24 protein-coding genes are annotated in these 26,523 nt (G+C 56.9%); 6 read left to right on the top strand and 18 right to left on the bottom strand.

Annotated elements, in window-relative coordinates:
• Window positions 1-79 precede the first annotated feature (79 nt).
• Window positions 80-2,065 carry a beta-galactosidase trimerization domain-containing protein gene (locus tag IDH41_RS15540; protein WP_190862571.1) on the top strand — a complete coding sequence of 662 codons (1,986 nt, stop codon included), beginning with the start codon at window positions 80-82 and terminating at the stop codon, window positions 2,063-2,065.
• Between the two features lie 456 nt (window positions 2,066-2,521).
• On the opposite strand, the gene IDH41_RS15535 is transcribed toward IDH41_RS15540, so the two are convergent.
• Window positions 2,522-3,325, bottom strand: coding sequence for a YheC/YheD family protein (locus tag IDH41_RS15535; protein WP_190862569.1), 804 nt, complete (start codon window positions 3,323-3,325; stop codon window positions 2,522-2,524).
• Between the two features lie 167 nt (window positions 3,326-3,492).
• On the opposite strand from IDH41_RS15535, the gene IDH41_RS15530 reads away from it, so the two are divergent.
• Window positions 3,493-4,113, top strand: a complete 621-nt coding sequence (locus IDH41_RS15530) for a complement C1q domain-containing protein (RefSeq protein WP_190862567.1) — start codon at window positions 3,493-3,495, stop codon at window positions 4,111-4,113.
• Window positions 4,114-4,185: 72 nt separating this feature from the next.
• Here IDH41_RS15530 and IDH41_RS15525 read toward each other — a convergent pair whose 3' ends face one another.
• Both IDH41_RS15525 and IDH41_RS15520 read right to left on the bottom strand, forming a co-directional pair.
• A complete protein-coding gene (locus tag IDH41_RS15525) occupies window positions 4,186-5,004 on the bottom strand; it encodes an SDR family oxidoreductase (RefSeq protein WP_190862565.1) in 819 nt (272 codons plus the stop codon).
• A gap of 91 nt (window positions 5,005-5,095) precedes the next feature.
• Complete coding sequence (locus tag IDH41_RS15520) at window positions 5,096-5,695, bottom strand: TetR/AcrR family transcriptional regulator (RefSeq protein WP_190862563.1); 600 nt, start codon at window positions 5,693-5,695, stop codon at window positions 5,096-5,098.
• Between the two features lie 165 nt (window positions 5,696-5,860).
• Between IDH41_RS15520 and IDH41_RS15515 the strand changes: the two genes are divergently transcribed.
• The 4 genes from IDH41_RS15515 to IDH41_RS15500 all read left to right on the top strand — a co-directional run bounded on the left by IDH41_RS15515 (window position 5,861) and on the right by IDH41_RS15500 (window position 10,904).
• The gene (locus IDH41_RS15515; protein ID WP_190862561.1) at window positions 5,861-7,003 is read left to right on the top strand and encodes a copper amine oxidase N-terminal domain-containing protein; all 1,143 of its coding nucleotides are present in this window, start codon (window positions 5,861-5,863) and stop codon (window positions 7,001-7,003) included.
• Window positions 7,004-7,177: 174 nt separating this feature from the next.
• On the top strand, window positions 7,178-8,683 hold the full coding sequence (locus tag IDH41_RS15510; RefSeq protein ID WP_190862559.1) for a spore germination protein: 1,506 nt from the start codon (window positions 7,178-7,180) through the stop codon (window positions 8,681-8,683).
• The gene (locus IDH41_RS15505) at window positions 8,668-9,765 is read left to right on the top strand and encodes a GerAB/ArcD/ProY family transporter (RefSeq protein WP_317890755.1); all 1,098 of its coding nucleotides are present in this window, start codon (window positions 8,668-8,670) and stop codon (window positions 9,763-9,765) included. Before IDH41_RS15510 ends, IDH41_RS15505 begins: the two co-directional genes overlap by 16 nt.
• Window positions 9,762-10,904, top strand: coding sequence for a Ger(x)C family spore germination protein (locus IDH41_RS15500; RefSeq protein WP_190862556.1), 1,143 nt, complete (start codon window positions 9,762-9,764; stop codon window positions 10,902-10,904). Before IDH41_RS15505 ends, IDH41_RS15500 begins: the two co-directional genes overlap by 4 nt.
• Window positions 10,905-10,922: 18 nt before the next feature.
• Here the strand turns inward: IDH41_RS15500 and IDH41_RS15495 are convergent, their stop codons facing one another.
• The 15 genes from IDH41_RS15495 to IDH41_RS15425 all read right to left on the bottom strand — a co-directional run bounded on the left by IDH41_RS15495 (window position 10,923) and on the right by IDH41_RS15425 (window position 26,509).
• Window positions 10,923-11,867: a nucleoside hydrolase gene (locus IDH41_RS15495; protein WP_190862554.1), complete on the bottom strand. Its 945-nt coding sequence runs from the start codon at window positions 11,865-11,867 to the stop codon at window positions 10,923-10,925.
• A gap of 37 nt (window positions 11,868-11,904) precedes the next feature.
• Complete coding sequence (locus tag IDH41_RS15490) at window positions 11,905-12,903, bottom strand: phytanoyl-CoA dioxygenase family protein (protein ID WP_190862552.1); 999 nt, start codon at window positions 12,901-12,903, stop codon at window positions 11,905-11,907.
• A 106-nt stretch (window positions 12,904-13,009) separates the two neighbouring features.
• Window positions 13,010-13,903: an AraC family transcriptional regulator gene (locus IDH41_RS15485; RefSeq protein WP_190862680.1), complete on the bottom strand. Its 894-nt coding sequence runs from the start codon at window positions 13,901-13,903 to the stop codon at window positions 13,010-13,012.
• 232 nt (window positions 13,904-14,135) lie between these two features.
• Window positions 14,136-14,996 carry a malonyl-ACP O-methyltransferase BioC gene (bioC, locus tag IDH41_RS15480; RefSeq protein ID WP_190862550.1) on the bottom strand — a complete coding sequence of 287 codons (861 nt, stop codon included), beginning with the start codon at window positions 14,994-14,996 and terminating at the stop codon, window positions 14,136-14,138.
• Window positions 14,971-15,714: an alpha/beta fold hydrolase gene (locus tag IDH41_RS15475; protein ID WP_190862548.1), complete on the bottom strand. Its 744-nt coding sequence runs from the start codon at window positions 15,712-15,714 to the stop codon at window positions 14,971-14,973. Before IDH41_RS15475 ends, bioC begins: the two co-directional genes overlap by 26 nt.
• Window positions 15,711-16,886, bottom strand: a complete 1,176-nt coding sequence (gene bioF, locus IDH41_RS15470) for an 8-amino-7-oxononanoate synthase (RefSeq protein ID WP_190862678.1) — start codon at window positions 16,884-16,886, stop codon at window positions 15,711-15,713. Before bioF ends, IDH41_RS15475 begins: the two co-directional genes overlap by 4 nt.
• A 22-nt stretch (window positions 16,887-16,908) precedes the next feature.
• Entirely contained in the window at window positions 16,909-17,907 is a 999-nt protein-coding gene (gene bioB / locus IDH41_RS15465; RefSeq protein ID WP_190862546.1) for a biotin synthase BioB, read from the bottom strand.
• 53 nt (window positions 17,908-17,960) lie between these two features.
• Window positions 17,961-18,767: a dethiobiotin synthase gene (bioD, locus tag IDH41_RS15460; RefSeq protein WP_190862544.1), complete on the bottom strand. Its 807-nt coding sequence runs from the start codon at window positions 18,765-18,767 to the stop codon at window positions 17,961-17,963.
• Window positions 18,764-20,095 (bottom strand): adenosylmethionine--8-amino-7-oxononanoate transaminase, encoded by a 1,332-nt coding sequence (gene bioA, locus IDH41_RS15455; protein ID WP_223829768.1) that lies wholly within the window; start codon window positions 20,093-20,095, stop codon window positions 18,764-18,766. Before bioA ends, bioD begins: the two co-directional genes overlap by 4 nt.
• Before the next feature lie 204 nt (window positions 20,096-20,299).
• A complete protein-coding gene (locus IDH41_RS15450) occupies window positions 20,300-21,046 on the bottom strand; it encodes an SDR family NAD(P)-dependent oxidoreductase (protein WP_190862539.1) in 747 nt (248 codons plus the stop codon).
• A gap of 92 nt (window positions 21,047-21,138) precedes the next feature.
• Window positions 21,139-21,528: a MarR family winged helix-turn-helix transcriptional regulator gene (locus tag IDH41_RS15445; protein WP_190862537.1), complete on the bottom strand. Its 390-nt coding sequence runs from the start codon at window positions 21,526-21,528 to the stop codon at window positions 21,139-21,141.
• 233 nt (window positions 21,529-21,761) lie between these two features.
• Window positions 21,762-22,166, bottom strand: coding sequence for a Rieske (2Fe-2S) protein (locus tag IDH41_RS15440; protein WP_190862535.1), 405 nt, complete (start codon window positions 22,164-22,166; stop codon window positions 21,762-21,764).
• A gap of 28 nt (window positions 22,167-22,194) precedes the next feature.
• Window positions 22,195-23,283, bottom strand: coding sequence for an amidohydrolase family protein (locus IDH41_RS15435; protein ID WP_190862533.1), 1,089 nt, complete (start codon window positions 23,281-23,283; stop codon window positions 22,195-22,197).
• A gap of 203 nt (window positions 23,284-23,486) precedes the next feature.
• Entirely contained in the window at window positions 23,487-24,188 is a 702-nt protein-coding gene (locus IDH41_RS15430; protein WP_190862531.1) for an N-acetylmuramoyl-L-alanine amidase family protein, read from the bottom strand.
• Between the two features lie 350 nt (window positions 24,189-24,538).
• Window positions 24,539-26,509: a hypothetical protein gene (locus tag IDH41_RS15425; protein WP_190862529.1), complete on the bottom strand. Its 1,971-nt coding sequence runs from the start codon at window positions 26,507-26,509 to the stop codon at window positions 24,539-24,541.
• Window positions 26,510-26,523: the final 14 nt, after the last annotated feature.

Here is a 26,523-nt window from a genome sequence, read left to right as displayed (position 1 = left end):
CACTGGTCGCTCCGGCGAAAAAGAGGTACATTTACGGGGCATCCGCTATCAATCCAACGCTCAAGGAGGTCTTTTATTTATGCGATTTCGTCAAGTTCACCTCGACTTCCATACATCCGAAGCGATTCCGGGCATCGGAAGCGAGTTTTCCAAATCCCAGTTTCAGTCCATGCTGCGGGCCGGGCATGTCGATTCGATCACCGTCTTCTCCAAATGCCATCACGGCTGGGCTTACCATCCGAGCGAAGCGAACGAGATACATCCGCATCTATCGTTCGACCTGCTCGGCGAGATGATTGCCGCCGCCCATGAAATCGGCGTCAAGACGCCGGTCTATTTGTCGGCCGGCCTCGACGAGAAGCTGGCGCGGCGCCATCCCGAATGGCTGATCCGCGACGCGGAGGACCGAACGCGCTGGGTGAAAGATTTCATGTCCCCGGGCTATCACGAATTTTGCTTCAATACGCCGTACCTGGACCTGCTGCTGGCGCAAATTCATGAAGTCGTCTCCCGCTACGACGCGGACGGCATCTTCCTCGATATCGTGGGCATCCGCAATTGCCGTTGCCAGTATTGCGTGGCCGCCCTCCGGGAGGCCGGTCAAGACCCGCGCGACGAGGCGGCCGTCGCCGACTTGGGCGAGCGGACGTACCTGAACTACGCGCGCCGCGTGCGCGAGACGGTCGACGCCGTCAAGCCCGGCCTTCCGGTCTTTCACAACAGCGGCCATCAACGGCGGGGCCGGCGCGACCTCGCTCATGTCAACAGCCATCTCGAGCTGGAGTCGCTGCCGACCGGCGGATGGGGCTACGATCATTTTCCGCTGTCGGCCCGCTACGCCCAGACGCTCGGCATGGAATTTCTCGGCATGACCGGCAAGTTCCATACGTCCTGGGGCGAGTTCGGCGGGTACAAGCATCCGAACGCGCTGCGGTTCGAGGCGGCGCTTAGCCTCGCCCACGGCGCGAAATGCTCGATCGGCGACCAGCTTCATCCGTCGGGCTTTATGGACGAAGCGACCTACGCCTTGATCGGCGCCGCATACGCCGAGGTGGAGACGAAGGAGCCATGGTGCGACGAGACGCAGTCCGTGGCGGATATCGCCGTCTTGTCGCTCGAGGCGGTAAGGGAAGCCTGCCCGGATGGTCACGCGACGGAGGAAAAGCCCAATCTGGCCGATCCGGGCGCGGTGCGCATGCTGACCGAAGGCCACTATCTGTTCGACGTCGTCGATGCCAAAGCCGATTTCGGCCGCTACAAGGTGTTGATCCTGCCTGACGATGTGCCGGTATGGCCGGAACTCGCAAGCGCCATTGCGGCTTATGTCAAGGGAGGCGGCAAGGTGCTCGCGACCGGCCGTTCCGGGCTGAACGTCGCAGGCGACGCCTTCGCGCTTGACCTCGGACTGGACTGGAAAGGGGTCAACCCTTACCGGCCGGCCTATTTCCGGCCGGATTTCGACCTTGACGCCCTGCCGCCCGCCTCCTTCGTCATGTACGGAGAGGGCCAGCTCGTGGAATTAAACGGAGGACGTTCGCTTGGCAGCAAAGAAAATCCGTATTTCAACCGCGATCTGTTCGCCTTCTGCTCCCATCAGCATACGCCGAGCAGCAAAGCGGACGCCGGTCCGGGGATGATTGAAAGCGGCAACGGCATCTATATCGCCTGGAATGTGTTCGGCGACTACGCGGACAATGGCCACCTTATCCTGAAGGAAATGGTTCTGCACGCCTTGGGCCGACTGCTGCCGAAGCCCGTCCTGCGAACCGATTTGCCGGCCCGCGGCATTGCCACAGTGCAGTACCAGCCGAAGGAGAACCGCTACGTCAACCACCTGCTGTACGCCACCCCCGTGCTGAAGGGACGCGTCGAGGTCATCGAAGATATCGTGCCGCTGCGGGACGTCTCCGTCAGCCTGCGCCTTCCTTCGGCCGCGCCCGTCAAGCGGGTCTATCTTGCCCCGTCGATGACGGAGCTGCCGTATCGCGCCGCGGAAGACGGCGGGATCGCCTACACGGTTCCGTATCTGGAAAATCACCAGATGGTCGTGCTGGAGATGGAGTAAGCGGAATGCCGCCGAAGTCGTGCAAGCCCGATTCTACGGCAGCCAGCGACTATTTATGCTCGAGCGCAGGCTAATTTTGACTTCAAGGTCCGAATGTCCTTTTCCAAGTTAGTTTGATTGGATATTATCCAACCAAACAGACCCGATCGATGCTTGAGGAGAGGTTTGATTGGATTTTATACAGGCAAATAGTCTGATTCGGCCTATATGCTCCCTATCGAGTTCATTTGATTGGATGGAATCCATTCTAATACGGGTTGCCATCAAATTCGGCGGTTTTGACTGGATGAAATCCAATCAAAAGCCGCTTTCTCGCAGCCATCCGAGCCTTCCCGTGGAACCCGCGCCATATTTCGCCAATCTATTATAGCCTTTCCTGACGCCTTCGCGTCACGGCAATCGAAAGAACCGCTGTCCATGGTCAGCGGTTCATTCGATTGACGTGACGGGTGCAACCTACTTTTTCTTTCTTCTGCGGGCAATGATCCGTTTTCGCCGAATCGACCGCAGCCATCGCTTCATTCTTCTGATTCGCAGGTAATTGGTTTTATCGGGAAGCTCGGCGAAGGCGTTGCCCGAATGATCGGGCAGGTCGAAGTTAACCTCGATAATCCATATTTCCCCTTTATCGTCCAAGGCGAAATCAATGCCGATTTGCGTGGTCGAGGCCTTGTATTTCTTAAACCGGTTGCATATTTTCAAGCTTAAATCGAGCATGCTCTCCTTTTTTTGTTTGATTTGCTCCTGCGTCAAGCCCAGCGATTTGCGCAGCGCTTCTTCGATCGTGATTACGTAGCCGCCGGACCGGCACACGTTGGTGATGATCGAGACCGTACCCGCGACTTTGGCGAAATAGCCGTAAAATCGCCATAAGCCTCCCGGTTTGCGCATCATCATCGAACGGATGTCGTAAGGACGTCCGTTAATGACGGCTAACGGAATGGCCTGCTGAATAATGTAGTTGTCGTCGATCGCGCGTTTTGCGATTTTTCGGTAAAGCTCCTGGACGGTTGGGATATCCGACTCGTTCTCGGCCTTCCTGCCTGCAATCGCCGTGAACGAATAGCCGTTCTCCGACTTTCGGGCGCGAATGACGCCGTTGCCGCCGTGGCGTCTATCCGGCTTGATGTAGACCGAATCGTATTTATCCAAAAACTGCTTAAGGGACTCCTGGTTCAGCAAAGCCGTGTCCGGCAAAAAATTTCGAATATAAGCATCCCGGTAATAAAATTTATGCAAATTCCATTTCGAGCTGGCCATTCGCTTCAGACTCCTCATGGTCGTTTCTATATCCTATCGATTCGGGGAGCCGCGGTGCAGGTCCGATGTTCAAAATATCGATTGCGGGCTCCAATCCAAACGATAAACCTATCGGATGCATACACTATCATGTAGCGACTGCTAGATTAATAGAAGGTGGTGGAGGAATGGGATATCCAAAGATTGCGAAGAGCTCTCCCAAAAAACGGGCATGTCCTTCCAAAACACGGACAGGTCCTGCAAAAAAACGCGGCAAGAAGCCCGTGGCGAAGTGTCCGAAATGGCCGGTGAACAAAATCGTGAACAACATCGTCTTCAAGCGGACCATCGTCAAAAGAAGCGGCGCCAAAAAAACGAATGCATGCGGCTGCAGATCGGCGTTCAGAGCCATCGCGAGCGCGAACCAGCCCGTACCGGGCGCCGGTGGCAATCCCTTCCCTCAAGTGTTGTACGGAATGGAAGAATTCGATGTGAACGGAGAATACAACCCGGCCACATCGACGTTCATTCCGCGAAGAAGCGGCATTTACTCGATATTCGCCAGCGTGAGTTTCGTGCTCAACACGAGCACGTTAGTGCAGGTCGCCATGGCTGTGCGGGTGAATAACTCGCCGGTACTGACCGATTCCGAGACGTTTACGTTCGGCGATGACAGCATCGACGCCGGAGGAATCGTCCGGCTGGAAGCCGGCGACCAGGTGCAGGTCTTCTTCACGATTGGCGGTACGGTAGCCGGTAACATCCAATCGGGCGTTGGCACCCGTTTCGAAGCGGCAAGAGTCGGATAATGGCAAAATAAAAGAGGAGGCTAACGGAAATGCCGGTTAACCTCCTCTTTTTTTACATTCTTTGAACGCATCTCACTGAAACTTGGCGTATATATTCTCCAAGTAGGCTTCGATCGGCATGGCGTTCCTCATCGCCATCAAGCCTTTGCCCTCGTCGCCGACCAGCGTGCGGAACGCGACGTTCTCGCCTAGCGCGACCGCGGCGATCGCGTCCACGACCGTTTGCGGATCGTCCATAGGACCGTTGACGGCGGCTTGCATGAGCGCTTTGACTTTATTCGTTATGCCGTCGTAAGCGGTCACGGCATCATCGGCATTCCAAATGACGTTGTTCATGAAGTTGTTGCCCGATGTACCTCCCTGCTCAATCAGATGCAGATCGATGTTAAATGGCTTTAGTTCGTAATATAGACCTTCGGTCAAGCCTTCCAACGCGAACTTCGACATGTTGTACAAGGAACCGGTCGGGACAGCCGTCGTTACGCCCATATACGAACTGATATTTATGAATTTCCCTCCCCCGCTCTCTCGGAAATGCGGAAGGAAAGCCCGGATGACGTTGATCGGCCCTCTGACGTTGACCGCGAATTGCCAATCGATCGTCGCTTCCTCGGCCAGTTCCAATGGGCCGTACGAGCCCATTCCGGCATTGTTGACGACGACGTCGATCCTCCCGAACGCTTCGATGGCGTCGGCGGCCGCTTGCTGCGCTTGCTTGACATCCGTAACGTCCAGCTTGAATATCTTTATGTTGTCATAGGCGGTCAATTCGGTCTCCTTCTCGGGCGAGCGCATCGTCGCCGCCACCTTCCATCCCCTCTTCGCAAAATGGATGGCCGTTAGTTTGCCCAGCCCGGAGCTGGTCCCCGTAATAAAAATCGTTTTCGTCATTGGATATTCCTCCTTAGGAATGTTTACATAAACAAATATAAATCGAACGTTCGATCTAATGTAAGGAAAGGAGGAGTCGTTCCTCCGACTGTTACGTCATGACGGCTTTGTCCGTACCGAACGCGTTCCAGGACGACGAGATTGCGCTCCGGATCGTCTCTTCGTTCAGCTCCAAATACTGCTGCAAATGCGCTTTGAGAAGATAGACGAACGAGCCGTAATGCATTTGGACCATCAGCCTGGGCTCGAGACCGGGTTTGAATAGGCCGGCGGCGATCGCCTCCCGATAAACGGCTTCCAGCGGACCGCACCATCCCCCCTTGTACGCCTCCAGCTTGGACGCTTCGTAAATGTAGGGCGAGAAAGAGTACTGCTCGATGAATTGAAAGCCTTGCGGGTATTCCATGCCAAGCCGGATGACGTTCTCCCATGCCCGTTCGAACCGGACCCGGACCGGATCGGCATCGCTCCAATTTTTCGTTACGTATTCGCCGTTGAATTGCACGATCGCTTTATACAGCTCGTTGATGATGTCTTCCTTGCTCGAGAAATAATGATAAATATTCCCCGTCGATACTTTAGATTCCTTGGCGATCAACGACATGGACGTGGCTTGCAGTTCCTTGTCGATAATCAGCCTCAGCGTCGTCTCCAGCACGGCTTGCTGAACTTTGTTGTAGCGCGCAAACATGCTCCGTCTCTCCTTCCCACTATCTAGATCGAATGTTCATTCTAATCATAAGCTGGCTGCTTTTTTTTGTCAAGTACTCCCTGCCCCAGCTCTTGCAACCTTTTTAATCATCGCGGCGTTTATAGCACTGTAACGGCTTCAATAATAGAAAGGCAGGTACAGCTCATGAACAACATAACGAAGACGAAGAGGAAGATTCGCAAAGGCATCGTACCCTTATTGGCAGCGGCGGCGTTGACGGCGGTCCTTCCGTCGGCCACGGCATTCGGCGCAGACGAGAACGCGCTTCCTTCCGTGCAATTCCAGATTGGAAACCTGACTGCCATTGATCATAACGGGCCGGTCAAACTGCCGATCGCGCCTTATATCGAGCAAGGCACGGCCATGGTGCCCGTTCGGGCACTCGCGGACGGTCTGGACGCTTCCCTGAACTGGGAGCCGGCCGATAAGTCGATACGGCTTGCAAGAGGCGAATTAACGGTTCATCTGCAAATCGGCAAAGACGCCGTTGCGGGCACCTATGTCAAAAACGTCAAGCTTCCGGCCAAAGTTACGGCGATCCGGGGACAAGCATTCGTTCCGGCCAAAGCCGTATCGGAACTGCTGGACGCGAATACGTCCTGGAACGCGAAGGAAAAGAAGGTAACGATCCAAGCGAACGCCGAAGAAGACGGCGTCGTCACCGAGAGTTATTCTCTCGATCGGGACGACGAGGGCTGGCAGGGCGATTTTGCCGATCTTCCGGTGAACTTCGAGCCTTCGATCTACGAGCTTGCTTACGCCAGGGAACTTATTCCTCTCAAGGATAACGCTTCGAATTACGGACTGAAATTAAGCGGAATGAACAGAAGCGACGACTTGTTCATGTTCGCCGCGCGCAAGATCGACGGCCTGCAGCCGAATACGGCCTATAACGCGTCGCTGTCGTTCAGCCTGTACACCGACGAGGAAGGCGGCATGGTTGGCGTCGGAGGCGCGCCGGGAGAAGCCGTCAGCATCAAAGCCGGTTTCGCCGCGAAGGCGCCGGAGGTCGTGGAGCAGACCCAAGGCGAAGAAGCCTTCTTCGCTTTGAATCTCGACAAAGGCAACCAATCGACGGAAGGCGCGGATTTGAAGATCGTGGGCAATATGGTCAAGCCCGATAACGCAGTCGAAGGCTTTCAGAAGAAGCGGATGAGCCATGCGGCAACGCTCCAGACGAACGCCGAAGGAGAGCTTTACGTCATCATCGGCAGCGATTCCGGTTACGAAGGACGCACGACCTTCTACCTCGACGACATTCGGATTACGTTGTCCCCGAAAGCTTAAATCAAACATAGGAGCTGTCTCAAAGTCGCTGTCGACTGCTGAGACAACTCCTTTTTTTGTTAGCCTCCTTCTTCCCATCGAATAACTTACCGTAAACCTGCAAGGTATTGTCGAAAACGATTATGGGGATATTTAAATCATCGGCAATGATTATCAGCGCAGGGAGATGATCCCATGAAGTCTACTTTTCGTCGAACGCCGCTCGCCCCGCAAGCAGGATCGTTCCCGATTGCGCTGGAGGCCGGATCGATCGAGAGGAAAATCGATCAAGTTAACGCTTATATGTCGCATACGGAAGATTTGATGATCCGACGGATCGAAACGAACGATCAAAGCTATGCCCTGCTCTATTTGGAGGGGCTCGTCGACAAGGACTTCATGCAGGCCGCCATCATTCAGCCATTGCAGGAATCGATCGAATTAGCTCCCGGTCAGGTCGTTTCGTCCGCTTCGATCGCCAAATCATCCGACGTCGTCCGGATCGGCCGTGCGCTGCTCGAAGGGTATTGCGTCGCGGTTACGGAGAACGATTCGGAAGCGGTCATGATGTCCGCCGGGAAGAAGGAAGGCCGTTCCGTCGAGGAACCCAGGAGCGAGCAAATTATTAAAGGCTCGCATGAAGGCTTTAACGAATGCTTGAGCACGAATATTTATTTGCTCCGCAAGCGGATCAAAAGTCCGAAATTCAAGCTCGGCTACTATACGCTCGGCAGCGTCACGAATACGAAAGTTGCCATCATTTATATGGACGACCTGGCCGACCCGAAGATCGTCGAGGAATGCTTGAAACGGATATCGTCCATTCAGCTCGACTATTTGTATTCCGCCGGCAACATCGATGAATGGCTTGAGGAACACCCCTTTTCCCCGTTCCCGCAAACGATTCAGTCTGAACGGCCGGATCGCGTTGTATCTTACCTCATGGAGGGAAAAATCGCGATTGCCGTTGACGGCAGCCCGAATGTATTGGTTCTGCCCATTACCTTTTTCTCGTTTTACCAATCGCCCGACGATTATAACAGCCGATGGATCATCGGTTCGTTTTATCGGATTATACGGTTAGTCAGCTTTATATTGGCCACCTGTTTGCCTGCGTTCTATATCGCCATCGTGTCGTACCACTCCGAGGTGCTGCCGATCGGGATTCTTTATTCCGTCAAGGTTTCTTTAACCTACGTGCCGTTGCCGCCGATCTTGGAGGCGCTCCTCATGCAAACCATTCTTGAATTGCTGAAAGAGGCGGCGATCCGGCTCCCCTCGCCCATCGCCCAAACGATCGGTATCGTCGGGGGTTTGGTTATAGGCACGGCCGTTGTTGAGGCTCAGCTGGTTTCGCATACGATGATTGTCGTTATCGGTTTGACGGCGATTGCCTCGTTCGCGACCCCATTGAACGAGTTCGGGACAAGCTTAAGAATATTGGGTTTTCCGATGATGCTTGCCGCGGCTTTGTTCGGCTTTTTCGGCATATCCATTATGCTGATGGCCATCTTCATTCATTTATGCAAGATCGAGACGCTCGGAGTTCCCTATTTCACGCCGTTTGGTCCTTTTAAAGGGAAGGAGAACGCGAAAGATATGTATTTGCGGCTGCCAAGATGGATGGACGATAAAGAACCGCAGAGTGGGAAATCCAATCCTTTAAAACCGTTATTTTCCGGGAGGTGGAAACGGTCTTGAATCATTCGGTAACCAGACCTCAGCTGTTCTTTTTGATCGTCAAAACGCAGATCGGCATAGGCCTCTTATCCTTGCCTTCGAAAATCCAAAGCTCGGCCAAAGGAGATGCCTGGATCTCGGTTCTTATGGCCGGGGCAGCCATTCAGCTGTTGCTGATCGTATATTCGCAGCTGCTCAGAAAATTTCCGAACCAGACATTAAGCGATATTACGATACGATTGTTTGGCGTTTATATAGGTAAAGCCGTCAACTTTATTTATTATGTTTTATTTGTTCTCATTGCAGGTTACGCGATTACGCTTTATGTCCGGCTGGTCCATATTTGGATGCTCCCGATGACTCCCGGTTGGGTTCTGCTTCTGCTCATTATCGGGACGGGGATCTATCTGGCTCTTGAAAATTTGCGCGTCATCGCAAGATTTTTTGTTCTGACCTCCGTTCTCTTCGGATTGCTGATCCTGATCAGTACTTTAAATTTTACGAATGAATTGCAGGTTGCTAATATTTTGCCGGTAGGCGAATCGGGATTCGCGCATATGGTCCAGGGAAGCGAAAAAACGGTTTTTGCGATGTTTGGTTTTGAAGTCATTCTTTATTTCGCCGCCCAGGTCCAAAACAATGGCAAAAGCTTGATTCGCGTCTTCTCCTTCGCGAATGGCTTTGTCACCTTGTTTTATGCTTATTTTGTATTCCTCTGTCTGATCGGATTCAGCCCCAAAGTATTGGAACGGGTGAATGAACCGGTTTTGTATATGTTCAAAGGGTTAACCTATCAATTGTTTGACCGCTTGGATCTCATCTTTTTAGCCATTTGGATTATTCCGATGACCGCCACCATCGTTTCGTATTTATGCCTGGCCGGGAAAAGCCTGACCGCAAATCAAAGCTCTTATCGAAAGCTTATATGGTTCAGCGGCGTGCTGGTCTATCTATTGGGATTATATTTATCCTCCATGGAAAGCATAGACCTCTTCCGCAAATGGGTGGAATACGGTTACCTTGCAATGATTGCGGCATTGCCGTTTCTGCTGTGGCTGGCATCCTTCCTGCTAAAAAACAAGAAGAAGGTCGGGTCCGCATGAGAAAAAAAATGACTTTTGCGATTTGTATCGGATTGCTGGCCGCGGCCCTTACGGGGTGTTGGGACATTCATTATTTAACCAAAAAAAAGATAATAAATGGAATCAGCCTTGATGCCTCGGAAGACGGTCAAGTGGCGGCGGCGGTTAGAACGCTCATTCTGGATAGCAAAGGCAGCGGACAATTCGAGGTAAAGGATCAATTGATTCAAGCGACCGGGGATTCCGTATTACATATCGGTTCGATTATGGACAGCATGCTTCCGGGCACCATCGAAGCAACCAAAACACATGTATTTATTATTGGGGAAGAGCTGGCTAAGCGCGGCGTCATGTCTACTTTGGAGTTTTTTTACCGGGATCCTAAAGGGTATCTGACATCGAATATTCTAATAAGCAAGGGATTGGCTTCGGAAGTGTTGGCTATTAAAAGCGCGGAAAATAGCCCCGCCGCTTACAGCATTAAACAAATGGTCGAAGGAGCGGTAGCCAAAACGATTATTCCGGAGCAAACCTTGTTTACCTTGTGGAGTCAAATGACTGCCCCGGGCGTTGATACGGTGCTGCCTGTGATCCATAAGACGAAGAATAAGGCTTTGGTCGTGGACAACATCGGATTATTCGACGGAAGCCGGTACAGCGGCGTGACTTTGTCCAGGGATGAAAGCATGATGTTATTGCTTCTGATGAACAAGCTAAACAAGCGTGTTCTCCTGGATATCCCTATGAACCAAAGCTCCAATGAGCGTGACACCGATGAAGCTGCAGCAAAAATGATTACTTTTCAGGTCCGGAAAGAAAAGCGGACGATGGACGTGTCCGTCGATAAAAACACGCAGCAAATCGAATGCGCCGTAAAGGTTGACCTATACGGCGACATTAGCAGCTACCCCACGGATGAAGGAGGAAAAGTCGATCGGGGGCGGCTGAAAAAGGAGTTAGCCGAAGCACTGAACATTCGGGCGTCCAATACCGCGAATAAATTGCTGAATGCGAATTGCGATGCGCTAGGGATCGGCAGGAAGCTGCGAGTCAGCCATCCCGAGCTATGGAAGAGCATCGACTGGAAGAACGAGTACAAGGATGTGAAGTTGAAAACCAGCGTTCAAGTTCATATTAGAAGCACCGGCGTGATCAGCTGACAACAACGGCGGAATCGATCACGCTTCCATTCCGTTGCTATATTCGTCCAGCCTGCGGAAGAAATCGCGGAAAACGGCATCCCGATTAATATAGGTGACGCTTCGGATAAGGTGCCGGCTCGCGTCCCTGCTCCAGGTGACCAGGTCGGTCAGAACGGGGCTCGGCACGAGCTCGGTGCGCATCGCTTCCGGTTGAAGCAAATAAGCGATCGTCGATATATCCCAGATGACGCGCGAATAGCCGAAATGGTCCTTGCTGCAGCTCTCATACCGCTCGGCCAAAAAATCGCCGATCGCTCCTCTTCCCTTCACGAACGCGTTAATCTCCGGCAGCGTCGTCGCCAGGTGCGAGCTGACGCCCATGACCGGGATCAGGACAAGCGGCACGCCGCTATCGAGCACCGTTCTTGCCGCAATAACGTCCTGCGCGAGATTGAATTCCTTCGCGTCGTTCCACCAGAGCGCATGGCCGCCCAGCCAGACGACGACGATTTTGTCGATGATCCGGGGTTCCAGCAGGATGGCCGAGGCGACGTTCGAGATCGCGCCTATTGCCGCGACGTACAGCGGTTCGCCGTCCGGCATCGCCATCGCCCTGGCAGCAAGATCCCTGGCGGCCTCGCTCTCGACCGGCTTGCCGGCCTCGAGAAGATAGCTTTCGGAGCCGCGGAACGCGAAGCCTTCGTGCGGAACGTTCATGCGCTCCAATATGCGGATCATCTCGTCGTAGCTCTTCTCCATGCCGTCCTTCGGCCCGTCCGACAATTCGTTATGAAACGGAGCGGCGTAGACGGCTTTCAGGCGGATCCGGTCTTTGGCGAGCAGCGAATAGACGATGGCGAATTGGTCGTCGATTTCATTATAGGCGTCGGTGTCCAGCACCAGCTCGACGAGGCCCGAAGGCGGCATGAGACGGCGTATCCTCGCGTCCTCCGGCAGCTTCGCAACATTGGCTTCGTTCATGCGTTCGTCTCCTCTCGATTATTAGTCTTGCCGCCGATCAATCGTCCTTCTTCATCCCCATCGGCATCATCATGCCGTCGTCCATGCCCATCATCGTTACGCTGCCGGACTCATCCCCCTCTTCCGACAAAAACAGCTCGGTGCCGAACGCGGGCACCGCGTATGGGAGATGCGTGCTGCCTCGGGCCAGAATTTGCCGGTAATTGCCCGAATCGCCTTCGAAGCCGTCATGATCCCATGGAACCCACGACCTGGCATTGCAGTAATGGCACACGTACGAGCGACGGTAGCGGTCGGCCGTTCGGTTCGGATAGGAGCGGTGGAACAAATGCGAATGGAAAAACAGGACGTCGCCCGGGCTTAGCGGAACCGGAATGGGCGGCGGATAGTTGGCGACAATTTTTGAAAGCGTGTTCACCTCATCGTCCAGATGACTGACGTTCTGCACGCCGTTTAAATCTCCGAAGGCGTCTACGGCATGCACGTTGCCGCCTCCCATCCCATCGGGAGGATAGACGGGCTCGTGGTTCGAGCCGGGAACGACCCATAAGCATCCGTTCTCTTCGTCCGCTTCCTCCAGGGCGATCCATGCGCCGATCAGCGTATCCGGGTGGGTCCGGATATAGCACGAATCCTGATGCCAGCCCTGGCCTCCCTTGCCGGGCGGGTTCAGGAACAGCATCGATTGCAGGGCGTATACATCCGGGCCGATCAACGCTTCCGTTACATCTAGAATTCTCGGGTGCAGCATGCCGCGCTCCGCCGCCGGATGGAGCCGGGATAACATATGAATCCGCGTCGCCTTCGCGAATTCTTCCTTGAGCGGGTCGGTGCTGGCGGCATCCGCCGCTTGATCGAGCTTAAGACGATCGAGTCTGGATTGCTCGGCCAGCTCGTACAGCTCGGCAACGTCATCGGTGGAGAGCAGTCCTTTGACGATCAGATAGCCTTCCTTGTGGTAATGGGCGTACTCCTTCACGCTAACCAAATAACGGTTATCCCTTGCTCGTGATTTCGGGACATAAAACTTCCCCATCGCTCTAAATCCCTCCGATATCTCGAAAATGTCTGCACCCTCATTGTAAACGTGCGCGAGACTCGCCTGCCATGGCTCCAAGACGGTTTCCGATGTCTTTTTTTGATCACGTTTGGACCGGGATATACCGGTTGACCGGGTAGTGCGCTCTCGCGTCCATGGCGGCGGCCGTATGACGGAACAGCGGATCGTTGCAGCGCTTAATATATTCGGAGGCGGTTATGCCGCGAATCCGCTTATACATTTTTGAGAAATGATGCTCGTCCCCGAATCCGACGGAATAGGCGATCTGCTTGAGCGAACCGGCTCCCCTCATCATGAGGAGCTCCGCGCGCCGGAGTCTTCGCTCGAGCAGCATGCGCTTCGGCGTCATGCCGAGCGATTGGGAGAACACGCGGGTGAAGTGCTCGTGCGTCCAGCCGGAACGCGCCGCGATTTCTTCGATCGTGAGCGGGCCCGACAGATGCTCCTCCATGTACTCGACCGCTCTTTGAACCTGGACGGGCAGCGGACGGGCTTCGTCGCCGCCGGACGGCTCCGGTGCAATCGACAGCTCTTCGAGCGAAGCGGAAAGCAGCGCAGCCAGTCTTCTTGCCCAGTGGGGAGGCTGTCGATTGGCGATCCACAGCAGCTTCTGCATCATGCCGGCGACCAAGGCGTAATGTTCGGCCAAGAAGCGGTTGCCGCCGCTTAGCAGAGGCTCGAACCGCTCGCTCCCCTCCCGGAGGGATGCATATTCGAAATGAACGAACATATGCCGCACGTTCTTCTCCGGAGCGAAGCGGTACGCATGCCACTCGCCTGGACGCGTGAAGACGAAGCATGGCTCGTCCAGCAAATACGGCATCCCCTCGACCTCGTAGATCGTGCCGGAACCGTCGGGAAAGTAGACCAGCTCGTAATCGTTGATCGTCCGCGGGCCGAGAACGAATCCGGCCTGCATGATGATGTCGCCGACGTTATGTACGACCGGCCAATCGGATACGGCTTGCTCGGACATTCGTTTCAACCTGCCTTCCTCTAAGTATCGTACAATCATGTTGATTGTACCATTAGATCGGCGGATGGTCAGCCGTATTGCATAAGACGGCCTGCGGGCCGAATCGGCGGCAAGCGAAAGCGCCCCGATCACGAAACGTGACCGGGGCGTGCGGATAAAGCGATCGGGATACGGGCTAGCGCTGCTCTTGGAGGCCGAGCAGCAGATCGGTCTGGATCTCCGAGTGCTTCCTCTAGCGCGGTACCGCCGCGCGGACGAGAATAATGTCGTACGTGGCGCAAATGCCCGACGGGCTCCCGTATTGCGACTCATAGGAGCGGGTCATATCGGCAAACAGACGTTTCAGCCCGTGAGCCGCCGAGGCGGAAGCTTGCGAGGCGCTCGCTCCCGTGGCCTTGACCGAATGCAGAAAGTCTCGTACGGTCGGGTATTTTTCCAGCTGTATACGCCGGGCAAGCTGCGGACGCCCGAAGCCGGCGTCGGCAAGCATCGCTTCCCATAATCCCGGTTCGCAGAACGTTAAACCGTGACGCTGCGAGGCGAGCCCCCGCTTCGCATAGGCGGCCTCGAAGGAATGGTGCAGCTCGCGGAACGTAAGCGGCCCGAACGTCGCGAAGGCGAGCGATCCGCCGGGACGCAGCAGCCTCCGAAGCTCATGCAGCGTCTGCCTTGGCCTCGAAAACCATTGAAAGCATGCGTTCGAAGCGATCAGGTCGAAGCTTGCCGGAGCCGCATCGCTGACCCAGGTCTCCGCGTCGGCGCGCACGAAGCTGATGTTCCGTCCAACCGCTTCGCTGCCTGCGCTGCCGGACGAACTTAATCGGCGGTTAGCCGCTTCGAGCATGGCCGGTGCGACGTCAAGGGCCGTTAGTTGCGCATTCGGCCAAGCGGCCGTCAGCTTCTCCGTAAACGCCCCCGTGCCGCAGCCGATTTCCAATATGCGGGCCGGCCTCCCGCCGCCGTCATCCCGGTTATCGGCGCAAAGCCCGGCAAGTCTCCCCGCCATCTCTCTCTGAACGCCGGCATTCGCGTCATAAGCGCCGGCGGCGCTGCGTTCGAATCGGCGGCTAATCGCGTTCAAGCTGCCGCTCATTCCACCACCTCCGTATCGTTTCGCCGAACTCCTTCTCCCTGCCGAGAAACGGGACATGCCCGCTTTTATCCATGATATGAGGCGCCGCGCGCGGAAGGGACTGGACGAGTTCATCGGCCGCTCCGATGGGACATACCGTATCCAAGCTGCCGTGAACGACGAGCGCCGGGCATGCAACGGCTCCAAGCAGCGCGCGGCAATCTTCTTGCCGCAGCAGCTCCAGCCCGGCGGCAAGCGCGCCGGCCGTCCAGCCGCCGGACGGAGGCAGGAGCGCGTCATAGCCGCTGGCTCGCTCCTCGTCCGTGAGGAGCGTTCCGCGAAACCGTTCCTCCGCGGCTTCGCGATTTCGGTGCAGCTCGGCGTCCATTCTGCGAACGTGGCGCTCGGGCCAGCCAAGCTTGCCTTCCTCTATGGCCCGGACGAACTTGGCAGTTGCGCTCAGCAACACTAGCCCGTCCACCTCTTCTTCCGCGGCCAGCCGCAAAGCGGACAGCCCGCCGAGCGACCATCCGGCGACGAGCAGTCGGCCTTCCCCCGCTTCCCGGATAGAACGTGCCGCCTGCGCCGCCAGCTCCAGAAACCGCTCCGGAGCATCGGCGTCATGATAGGGCGCGGCGGCATGACGCCATTCCGGAAGCTGCTCGCGCAACGGGTCGAACAACGAAGCTGCGAAGCTCCAGCCGGTCAACCATAAGATCGTTCCTTTCCCTGCGTTCATCGCCGCTCGATGCCTGCCGTTCGACCGGCGTTGTCAATGCTCCGCGCCGCCTCCGCCAGCTCATCGTCCGCGTGCGCCGCCGATAGCGAGAAACGAATGCGAGCGTGGCCCGCAGGCACGGTCGGCGGCCGGATCGCCACGGCCGCGATGCCTTCGTCCTCGAGCGCGGCGGCGAAGCGAAGCGCGGTCTCGTTGTCGCCGACAACGATCGGCACGATAGGCGAATCGCCGCCGCCGACTTGAAAGCCGGCGGCCGACAGCATGCCGCGGAAGCTTAGGCTTGCGGCATGGACATGGCCGCGGCGCCGACTGCCCTCGGCGCCCCGGACCAGCGTCAGAGCCGCCATCGCGCCGGCTGCGACGGACGGCGGCATCGCCGTCGAGTACATGAACGGCCTCATCTTGTTCATGAGATAGCGGATCAGCGTTCGACTTCCGCTAACGTATGCGCCATAGACTCCGAATGCTTTGCCGAACGTCCCCACATGCGCGTCGACTTCGCCATGGATGCCAAGCTGGCGGCACAATCCTTCGCCGCTGCCGCCATACAAGCCGCCGCTGTGCGCTTCGTCGACCATGAGCATGGCGCCGTACCGGCGTTTCAGGTCGGCTAGAGCGGCAAGAGGCGCCCGGTCGCCGTCCATGGAGAAGATCGTGTCCGTTACGATGAGCTTGCGTCTCGCGTGGCGGTTCTTCTCCAACAGCCAGGCCAAATGAGCGACGTCGTTATGGCGGTAACGGTAGTGAGCCGCTCGGCTGAGTGCGATGCCGTCCGTCAGGCTGGCATGATTCAGCCGGTCGCTGAATACGGCGTCGCCGCGGCCTACCAGGGAACTAACGACGCCGACGTTGGCCATGTAGCCGTTCGCGACGACAAGCGACGCCTCGCATTGCTGCCAATCGGCCAAAGCGCCTTCGAGCTCGGCGAAGATTTCCCGGTTGCCGGTCATCAGCCGGGAAGCTCCGGCGCCGGCGCCGCCTGTTAATAACGCTTGGCGCATCGCTTCGGCGATATCGGGGTGCCGCGACAGCCCGAGGTAGTCGTTGGAGGACAGATCGAGAAGCGGCTTGCCGCCTCTAAGCAACCAGCCCGGCTTGCCCGGAACCGGCTCCGCGCCTTTTAACGATCGTTCCTGCGCCAGCTCTGCCCATTCGGCAAGCTCGCGTTCCATCCATTGCAATGCAGTCTCCCCCTTACAGCGCGCATAATTCGATCTCGAAGCCCAAGTCTTCAATCATCCGGTGGTCGCTTGCCGCTTCTTGACCGGACGTCGTCAAATAATCGCCGACGAACAGCGAATTCGCCGCATAGAGCGATAATGGCTGAAGCGACCTGAGACACGCTTCCCGCCCGCCCGATACGCGAATTTCCTTGGCCGGGCAGACGAACCGGAATAAGGCGAGCACTTTCAGCGCCTTTATCGCCGGCGTCCGGACTGCGCCCGCCAGCGGCGTCCCCGGAATGGCGACCAGAAAGTTGACCGGAATCGAATCCGCGTCGAGCTCGCGCAGCGCATAGGCCATGTCGACGATTTCCCGATTGCTCTCCCCCATGCCGATGATGACCCCGGAGCAAGGCGACATTCCCGCGGCTTTCGCTTTCTTCACGGTATCGACGCGCTGATCGTATGTATGCGTACTCGTTATGGACGGGTAATTCGCTTGGCTCGTGTTGAGGTTATGGTTGTAGCGGTGAACGCCGGCATCGGCAAGCCTCTCCGCTTGCCCGTCCTTCAGAATGCCGAGGCAGGCGCAAATTTTAAGCGGCGTCGTACCGCGGATTTCCCGTACCGCGTCGATGACTTGATCGAGCTCGTTGTCCGTAGGGCCCCTGCCGGACGCGACGATGCAATACGTCCCCGCTTGGCGCGCAATCGCTTCGCGAGCGCCAGCAAGCAGCGATTCTTTATCCAGCAGCGCGTACTTCCTGATCGGCGCGGCCGATACGATCGATTGGGAGCAGTAGCCGCAATCCTCCGGGCATAGGCCGCTCTTGGCATTGATGATCATGTTCAGCTTTACCTTCTTCCCGTAGAAATGCTTACGGACCGCGAAGGCGGCGTGCATCAACGGCAGCAGCTCGTCGGCATCCGCCTCCAGAACCGCAAGCCCCTCATCGGGCGTAAGCCGTTCACCGTTTAACGCTTTCCGCGACAGAACATTCCAGCGCGAAGCAGCGGTTATTTCCTCCATGTCGGCAACCTCCTGATTGTTATTTATCGGGTGACGAGACGGGCTTGGTTCCCTTATCGCGCCATCCATTCCTTCACGGGGGCCAAATCGATCGAACGGGCGGCGGCCGCTGCAAGCTCGGCGCTAGCCGGATCATCTCCGACGTGCGGAAACCGGCCAAGAACGCGCAATCCGCCATACCGTTCGATTAACCCAGCATTCATCACGACGCTGGGATCGTCCCGCTCCGGGTTCAGGGAATATCCGTCATTCAGCACGACGCCAGCTACCGGAACGCCGGCCGCGCGCAGCATCGAAGCGGTAAGCAGCGTATGATTGACCGTGCCGAGACCGGAGCGGGCCACGATGAGAGCCGGAAGACCCAGCGTCGCAATCAGGTCGACGATTAGAGCATCGTCGGATAACGGAACGGCGACGCCGCCGGCGCCTTCGACGAGCAGCGCCTCATACCGTGCGGCTAGCGGCTTGCCCGCGGCGATCAGCTCGCCTATCGTGATGGACGCGCCTGCAGCGGCGGCGGCCAGCGAGGGAGCGAGCGGCGCGGAGAAGGCGTATGGCGCGACGGCATCCGGCCGCTCGTCGATGCCCGAGCCGCGGATGAGCCGCTCCGCGTCGGTGCCGCCGCCGCCGGGCAGCCCGCCGGATTGAACGGGCTTCCAGACGCCGGCATTCGTCCCTTCGGCGCGCAAGGCCGCGGCAATGGCTGCCGTCACCACCGTTTTGCCGACGCCGGTATCCGTACCGGTCACGAACAATCCGCGCAGCGGGCTTGTCGGGCTGACATGCTCGCCTGCACCGCCGCGCGCGCCGCAATCGGCTGTGCGGGGGCGTTCCCCAGCCTTGCCGGATCGCTGCCTCATCGCCATTCGCTTCCCATCGTAGCGTCGTCTATCGCCTTAACGAGAATATCCGTCATCTCGTCCAGCTCCGCTTCGGTGCTGGCAAGCGGCGGCATAAATACAACAACATGGCCAAGCGGCCTCGTAAGCATGCCCAGTTCCCTCGCCCGCTGAGCAGCGCGAACCCCGATGCGATCCGCCCATGGGAACGGCTCTTTCGTGCTTTTGTCCCGGACAAGCTCGATGCCGACCATCAATCCCTGTTGGCGAACATCGCCGACGTGAACGAGCTCCGCCGCCTTCGCCAGCTTCTGCGATACGAATGCGGATTTCGCGCGTACCTCCTCTACCAGAGTGCGTTCCTCCATCAACCTGAGACTGGCAAGCGCGGCGGCGCAGCCCAGCGGGTTGCCCGTGAACGAGTGGCCGTGGAAAAACGTCGTCCGCCTTTCGTCATCGCCGCAGAACGAATCGTACACCTCGTCGGTCGCAAGCGTTGCGGCTACAGGCAGGTACCCGCCGGTCAAGCCTTTGCCGACGACCATGAGATCCGGCGATACGCGTTCCAGATCGCAAGCGAACATCTCGCCTGTCCGGCCAAAGCCGGTCGCCACTTCGTCGGCGATGAGCAGCACCCCGTACTCGCGGCATAGCGCGGCGATTCCGCTCAGGCAGCCGGGCGGCATGACGACGATGCCGCCCGCCCCTTGGACGATCGGCTCCACGATAAGCGCCGCGATCTCGTCAGCCTCTTGCTCCAGCAGCTTTCTGAGCGCCGACAACGTCGCATCCTTCGCACCCTCGGCGCCTTCGGGATGGCGGTAAGCGTACGGATACGGAAGAATGCGCGGTGCGAACAGCAGCGGCAGAAACGTCTCCCGGTACAGCGGAATCGATCCGACGCTGGCTGCGCCTATCGTATCGCCGTGATACGCCCCGTTCATCGAGATGAAGGTTGCTTTGCCGCGGCGGCCTCGATTTTGCCAGTATTGGAATGCCATCTTCAGCGCGATCTCCACGCCGGCAGCCCCCGAGTCGGAGAAAAAAACTTTGGAGAGCCCCGGCGGGGCAATGCCGGCCAGCTTCGCGGCCAATTCGACCGCCGGCACATTGGCCATACCAAGCAGCGTCGAATGCGCGACGAGTCCGAGCTGGTCGGTTATCGCCTTGTTCAGCTCCGGCACGTTATGCCCGTGAACGTTAAGCCACACCGACGAAAATCCGTCATAATATCGTCGGCCATGGACATCGTATAGCCATACGCCTTCCCCGCGTTCGATTATAAGCGGATCGGCCGCGTTGTACGCTTTCATTGGAGTAAAAGGATGCCATAAATGCTTCTTATTCATCTCGGCCAGCTGATCGTACGTCAATCCCAATCGTTATCACACTCCTTTCGGTTGAATTGTTAACCAAATTTATTTTTTAAAGGTTAACAATTAAAACAAAGTCATTTTAGCAGAGCGTGGTACGCCTGTAAAGGGTTAACATCGAATCGGTTGCCGGACAGGAGCAAAATGAAAAGGAGCCGCCAAAAGGCAGCTCCCCCGATATCAGGCAATGGCAAGACCGCCGTCAACCGCAATGACTTGGCCGGTAATCCAGCTCGCATCCGGGTCGGCCAGGCTGACGATCCAGCGGGCCACATCGCCGGGCACTCCCCTCCGGCCGAGGGGGATCGCTTCCCGCTCCTGCCGCTTCACGGCATCGATTTGTTCGTCGGAAAGTCCCATCCGCTCGCGCAAGAAAGCAGTCTCGACGGGCCCCGATGCGACGGCATTCACCCGAATGCCCTTCGGAGCCAGCTCAAGCGCCCAGCACCTCGTCAAATGCTCCACCGCCGCCTTGCTGGCGGCGTACAGCGACAGTCCGGATGCCGCTTTGCTGCCGTAAGTGCTGGAAATGTTGACAATCGCGCCCGACGTCCGTTCAAGATGCGGGATGGCAGCGGCGGCAAGCAAAGCAGGTCCGGCGACGTTGACCGCGAAAATGTCGGCAATCGATTTCGCGTTCGCGTCGGCTAATGGTTGCAATACGCCGCTTCCCGCGTTGTTGACGACGATATCGATTCGTCCCCAATGCTCGATCGCCGCCGCAACCGTCCGGGATGCCGCCTCGGGATCGCCGGCATCCGCCGCGAAGCCTCTTATATTCGAGTCGCCGGACGCGATCTCATCCAATACGCTCTGCCGTCGGCCGGTGATGAGCACCTTCGCGCCTTTCGCGGACAGCAAGCGGGCCGCCGCGAGACCGATACCGCCGCTTCCGCCCGTAATAATCGCAACCTTGTTATCGAACATATTCCATTTCCCCTTATAGTTTTATAATTAATAATTAATTATTTAATCAAAAGATAGGCGACCGCCAACTTTTAAGCGGCGGTTTCCGGCTTTTAAACTAATTTCTTTAACAGTTTTTTCAGTTGCTCTTGTTCTTGCGCCGTAAGCTTGCCATCGACATGCCGGACGATCGTCTCCTCGTAGACGGGCCAAGCTTTCGCAATTAATTCATGGCCGTCCGGCGTAAGACTCACAAGAATTCTTCTTCTGTTGGCGGGGTCGAACTCCCTTTGGATCCGTCCCGCTTTCTCCAGCGCATTCAATAAATTGCTGATGTTGGCCCTCGTAACCGCAAGGTCGTCGCTTAGCTCCGACGGCAGCATTGCCCTGCCGCCCGACCTGAGGGCCACAAGCAAGCACCACCTGCCTAGCGTCAGGTCGAACTTTCCCAGCTGCTCCTCCAACCGCTGGACCAGATGATGATTCGTCTTGTAGAGAGTCAAAAAAACATCGACCGACCTAACCGGCCGTTCAAACGGATCCCATTTCTCGATAACCGTACCTCCTCATGCCGCTTTTACGAACAACCAGAATTTAATTCACTAATAATTAAATAATTAACTATTAATAAACTAATGATAGAGCGGATCCTCCCCATTGTCAAGCTCAACCGGACGTCCGTTCCGCTAATGTTCGGCCCGCCGCGCATCTCTCTTTGCGGCGGGCCGAATACAAGCTAAATATAGACGACGATTTTCGCTTCCTCGACCTTGACCTCGTACGTCTCCACGGAAGGGCTCTCCTCCGCCTCCGCTTCTACGGCAACCTCATACGTTTTTACGAGGCACTTATGCGGATCGAAGATCGATTTGCCGCTTGCGATGTCGAATTCCCAGCCATGCCACGGACAACGGAGAATCTCCCCTTCGCGTCCGTACACATATTGTCCGGGCTCGGACGGAAGCGTCATGCCGGTTACCCGTCCTTTGCACAACGGAGCCCCTTGATGCGGACAGCTGTTCTTAAGGGCGTAATACGTGCCGTTCACGTTAAAGACGCCGACCGACCGGCCTTCAACCGTTAATATTTTGTTTTTGCCCGGCGGTAAGTCCGCCGCCGCGCCGATTATATGTCTCCCCATGCCAGACAGCTCCTCCGTTCCCCGCTCGTTATAAATTGTACAATTCGCGCGCGTTTTCGAAAAAGATCCGCCGATGCATCGCTTCGGGCAGTTTCGGAAACGTGTGCGTCGGCGAATCGAAATCCCAGTGAGGGTAATCGCTGGCGAACATGAGAATATGCTCCGCATCCATCATCTGCAGCATTTGAAGCAGCTCGCGGTCGTCGTCCGGCCGCTCAAGAGGCTGCGAGGTGATCCGGACATGATCCCGCAAATAGTCGCTCGGGCGACGCTTCATCCACGGTACCTCGTACCGCAGCGCCTTGTATTCGGCATTGAGGCGCCACATCAGGCCGGGCAGCCACGCGACGCCCCCTTCGGTCAGCACGATTTTGAAGTTCGGGAACCGCTCGAACACCCCTTCCGTCAAGAAGCTGACGAGATGGGCCTGGAAACCCAAGGAGAGGCATGTATGCCATTCGATGTAATGCGTCGGATAGCCCGGCGAGGGCTGGATATTGATGCCCATGCCGTCCGTTCCCGGATGAATGGCGAACGGCAAGCCGTGGCGCGCGCACGCCTCGTAGATCGGGTAATAATGCCGCTGCCCGAAAGGCGCCCGCGCCCCGGAATCCGTCATCACCTGGACAAAATGCGGATGTCCCGCCCACCGCTCGATTTCCCGGGCGGCCGCCTGCGGATCCTGATGGTTGACCGTAATCGAGCCTTTGAATACGCCGTCGCGATTATACGCGCCCAGCCAGGTGTCGGCAAGCCAATCGTTGTAAGCCGCGGCGATGGCGGTCCCGAAGTCGGGATCGGGATGCAGGTTGCAGAAAGCGCGCGGCAATAGAATCGCGTAGGCGTGACCATACTTGTCGATAAGCTGCTCCCGAAGAAATTCCGGATCCGAGCCGGTCGGTCCTCCGTTCGGCGGGGTCGCGTCAAGGCGCGCGCCATGCACCGGATTGCCGAAGAAGCCGCGCGTGCTGCCATGATAGCGGTCACGCCAAGGCTGCGCTAAGTAAGCCCGGATCTCGTCCGTATTCCGCGGCGACGGATGGACGTCGCAATCGATGATGCTTTGTTTTTTGCTTCCGGTACCCCTTGTCAAATCGTCTTTCACTTGCTGCTCCATGAAACGTTTAACCTCCTGCGTCATAGTCGGTTTACTTCACATTGCAAGCGCATACATTGCGAAAGAAATGACCGTGAAGCTTGTTCACTCTTTAACCTATTAGCCGCTAACCGCTCAATTCCTGCATCATGAAACGTTTTAAACAAAATGAACAAGGCGCGGGCAGCGCCTGCCGGCCGCCTCCCGCACCTTGTCATTGTCGGTTATGCCTGAATCTGCAAAAACTGTTTTACCCCTTCGTCGATGGAGGAAGCGATCGCATTTTGAAATTCGTCGGACAGCATGACCGCCTCTTCCTCGGGATTCGTTAAATAACCAAGCTCCAGCAGGATAGCCGGCATGTTCGTTTCTTTCAGAACGTAATAGTCCTCGTGCTTGATTCCCCGGTCGTTGAAGCCGGAGGCCTCGACCAGCTTCGCGTGGATGGATTCGGCGAAAGGCAGCGAGTCATCATGGTAGTAGAACGTTTCGATGCCGGATACGGAAGAGCTTTCGTACGTGTTGCCGTGCAAAGAGATGAATAAATCCGCATTCAATCCGTTCGCGTAGTTCGTCCGGTCCCGGTCGACGGTGGACAGCGTCCGGTCGTCCTCCCGAGTCATGTAAACCTGAACTTGCGGGATCTGCTTCAGCAGCCGAACGACCTTCTTGGAAATGCTTAGCGTAAAATCTTTCTCGTATCGGCCGCTGGCGCCCGTTGCGCCTGGATCGTCGCCGCCATGGCCGGGATCGATCACGACTTTGTACGTCGGCTCGGACGGATCGGAATCGCCGGCGGCTTCGGGCGGACCGGTCTGGTTCGCGGAGGCGGCGCCGCTCTCCTGCCGAGCGTCGCCGCACGCGGACAGCAGCATAATGCTTATCATCAATAACCCGTAGAACAGGTATTTTGGTTGTTTTTTCATGTTGCACTCTCTTTCTTCCCTATGCATGATCGTTTCGTAAATACGGTCCATGCCGAGATGTCGTTCATCAATAGCGGAAGGCTCGTTCAACGCGCATAGGCTCCGGTAATTTCCGTTGGTCCAGCTCCTTTTCGAATGGATTTTGTGGCGTAACGAATTTGTTCGTTGACTATAGGATAAGGGAAACGGATGAAAAAGAAAGAGGTATTGACATTAATTTTTTCTTAAAATCGTTACGAATCCGCACCGAATGGCGGTTGCGCCGGGAAAGAACAAGGGGCCGTCCCTCTCTGCGGGACAGCCCCTCCTGCCGATGCCGTATTCAAGTGAAGGCCAATGCTCCTCTCCCTCTACTGCTTCGTCAGCTCCTTTCTTCGCGCGTCGCCGATTCCGTTCCAAATAACGACCGGAATTTGCTCCCGCTTAAGCCGCGTATTGACGTTGTAGCCGCCCGACGGCTTCAAATGGATATCCGATGCGTTCGGCGATCCTACCTGGGCTTTGCCGGCTCCGGGATGGCCGTGCACGACGAAAGATTCGTTTAATCCGTTGCCGCTGACGGTACACAGCACTTCCTTCGTAAGCATTTTGCCGCCTAAGGTGACGACATTGCCGTATGTGATCGTATGATAGCCCTTCTCCGCGAGAACGGCCAAATTTTTGATCCATCTCGCAAACTGGTCGTCCTTATCGATATTCGCCATCATGCGTCCCTCGATCGCGAGCTCCAGCTCCGCCGCTTTCGCGCCGTCAGGCCATGCGCCCTGCTCCGCAAGGACGCGCGCCGCGTCCCATTCGGCCCGCTCGCACAGATTCAAGGCGGCAAGAAGCGTGCTCGCCGAGTCGGCTTTGGCGGACAAAGCGACGAGAAGACTCATTTTGTTAACATCCGGCGTCTTGTATGGCGGAGCCGCTTCCAGCAAATTGACGATCTCCTTCACCGAATAGCCTTGAACGAGCGTGACGAAATGCCCGGTGGCAGCCGGATCCTCGCAATAGGCATGAAACTTGCCGACGTACTTGGCAAGGTCCTGCAGCGGCGCCCATGGTACTTGAGCAAGAAGCGCTTTCAGAAAAGCGGTGTAGATCGGATACTCCATGAACGGCGTAAGCCCGGCAATCTTGAGCTGTTGAAGCAGCTGCGCGATTTGTCCGGGCGCGAACTTATTCCGCAGGCCGATCAGCTTATCGATCGACAGCCCCGATTTGAAGGCGAGCGTCTCCCCGTCCTTGCCGAGCATCACGATGTCCATGATCTTCAGCGCCTGGTCAAACCAATTGGAGGCCATTGCAAGCGCGGCGTCGGCTTGCGGATGGAAGCCGACGGCTTGATAATATTGCGCGTATTTGCCTTTCCTCTCGTCCAGGGCCAGTTCATATTCCGGACCCTTCGCATCCTGCCGCTTCTTCTCCGCGTCAAGGGCGATTTCGTCCTGCTTCGGCTTGGCCCGTTTTTGCTGCTCTTCCCCGAGAAGCTGCCCTTTCTTGAACTCGGATTTCTCCTTCTTCACCTTTGGAACCTGGGAAGCCGCTTCCCGCTGGTCGTCGAATGCCTTCTTCTTCTGCTCCGACTCTTCCTTATCGATGGCGAACAGCTTGTCCTTCAAGTTCCAATCCGCGAATTTTTTCGCTTCCGAGTCGACCTTCTGCTCCAGTTTTTCGTTGAAATTGAATGTTTTGACCCGATCCAGCTTCTTGGCGGTTGCCTCCAAGTCGTCCGATCGAACGACGGACAAGACGACGTATTGCAGATGGCCCTTGTTCTCGCCGATTTCGTCGGCGAGGGCGCAGACGATTTCCAGCCGGGCGGCGTCCAGGTCCATGGAGCCTGCGGCCGCCTTCGCATCCAGCATCAGCTTCAGCAGCTTCAAGTATCGGTCGTCCGCCGCGCCGGCCAACCGCTGGGCAACGGCAGCCAGCTCCGGTCCGGCGCCGGGCTGCTCCAGGAACTGCATCGTCATCTCCGCGCGCTCCAAGCTCGCGAACGCGTCCGGAAGATCTATCGCGGCGGACCTGACCTTGATCGGGCCGTACTTGTCGATCATTCGGCGTATGACGTCGGCCTTGGCCACGTCGCCGCCGGCCAGATCGAGACTGATCGCGCCCAATGAATTCAGGCCGCTCTGCCGCTGAATCGGGGCGTCCGCGGTCTGCGCCGCGTTCATCAGCTGTGCGACCGCCCGGTTGCCCGCCAGTCGCTGAAGCGTCATGATTCCCTCGTAAGAGCCGAGGCCCGCGCGCGCGGGCCTCGGCTGATTACCTTGAACGCGAGACTCGGCGGTCGACTCCTTGCGCTTTGTATCGGCGTCATTGCTTTTCATCTGCGCTTCTCTCC

Source organism: Paenibacillus arenilitoris (assembly GCF_014705655.1).
GTDB classification, from domain to species: domain Bacteria; phylum Bacillota; class Bacilli; order Paenibacillales; family Paenibacillaceae; genus Pristimantibacillus; species Pristimantibacillus arenilitoris.
This window is presented reverse-complemented; position numbering and strand designations above follow the sequence as displayed.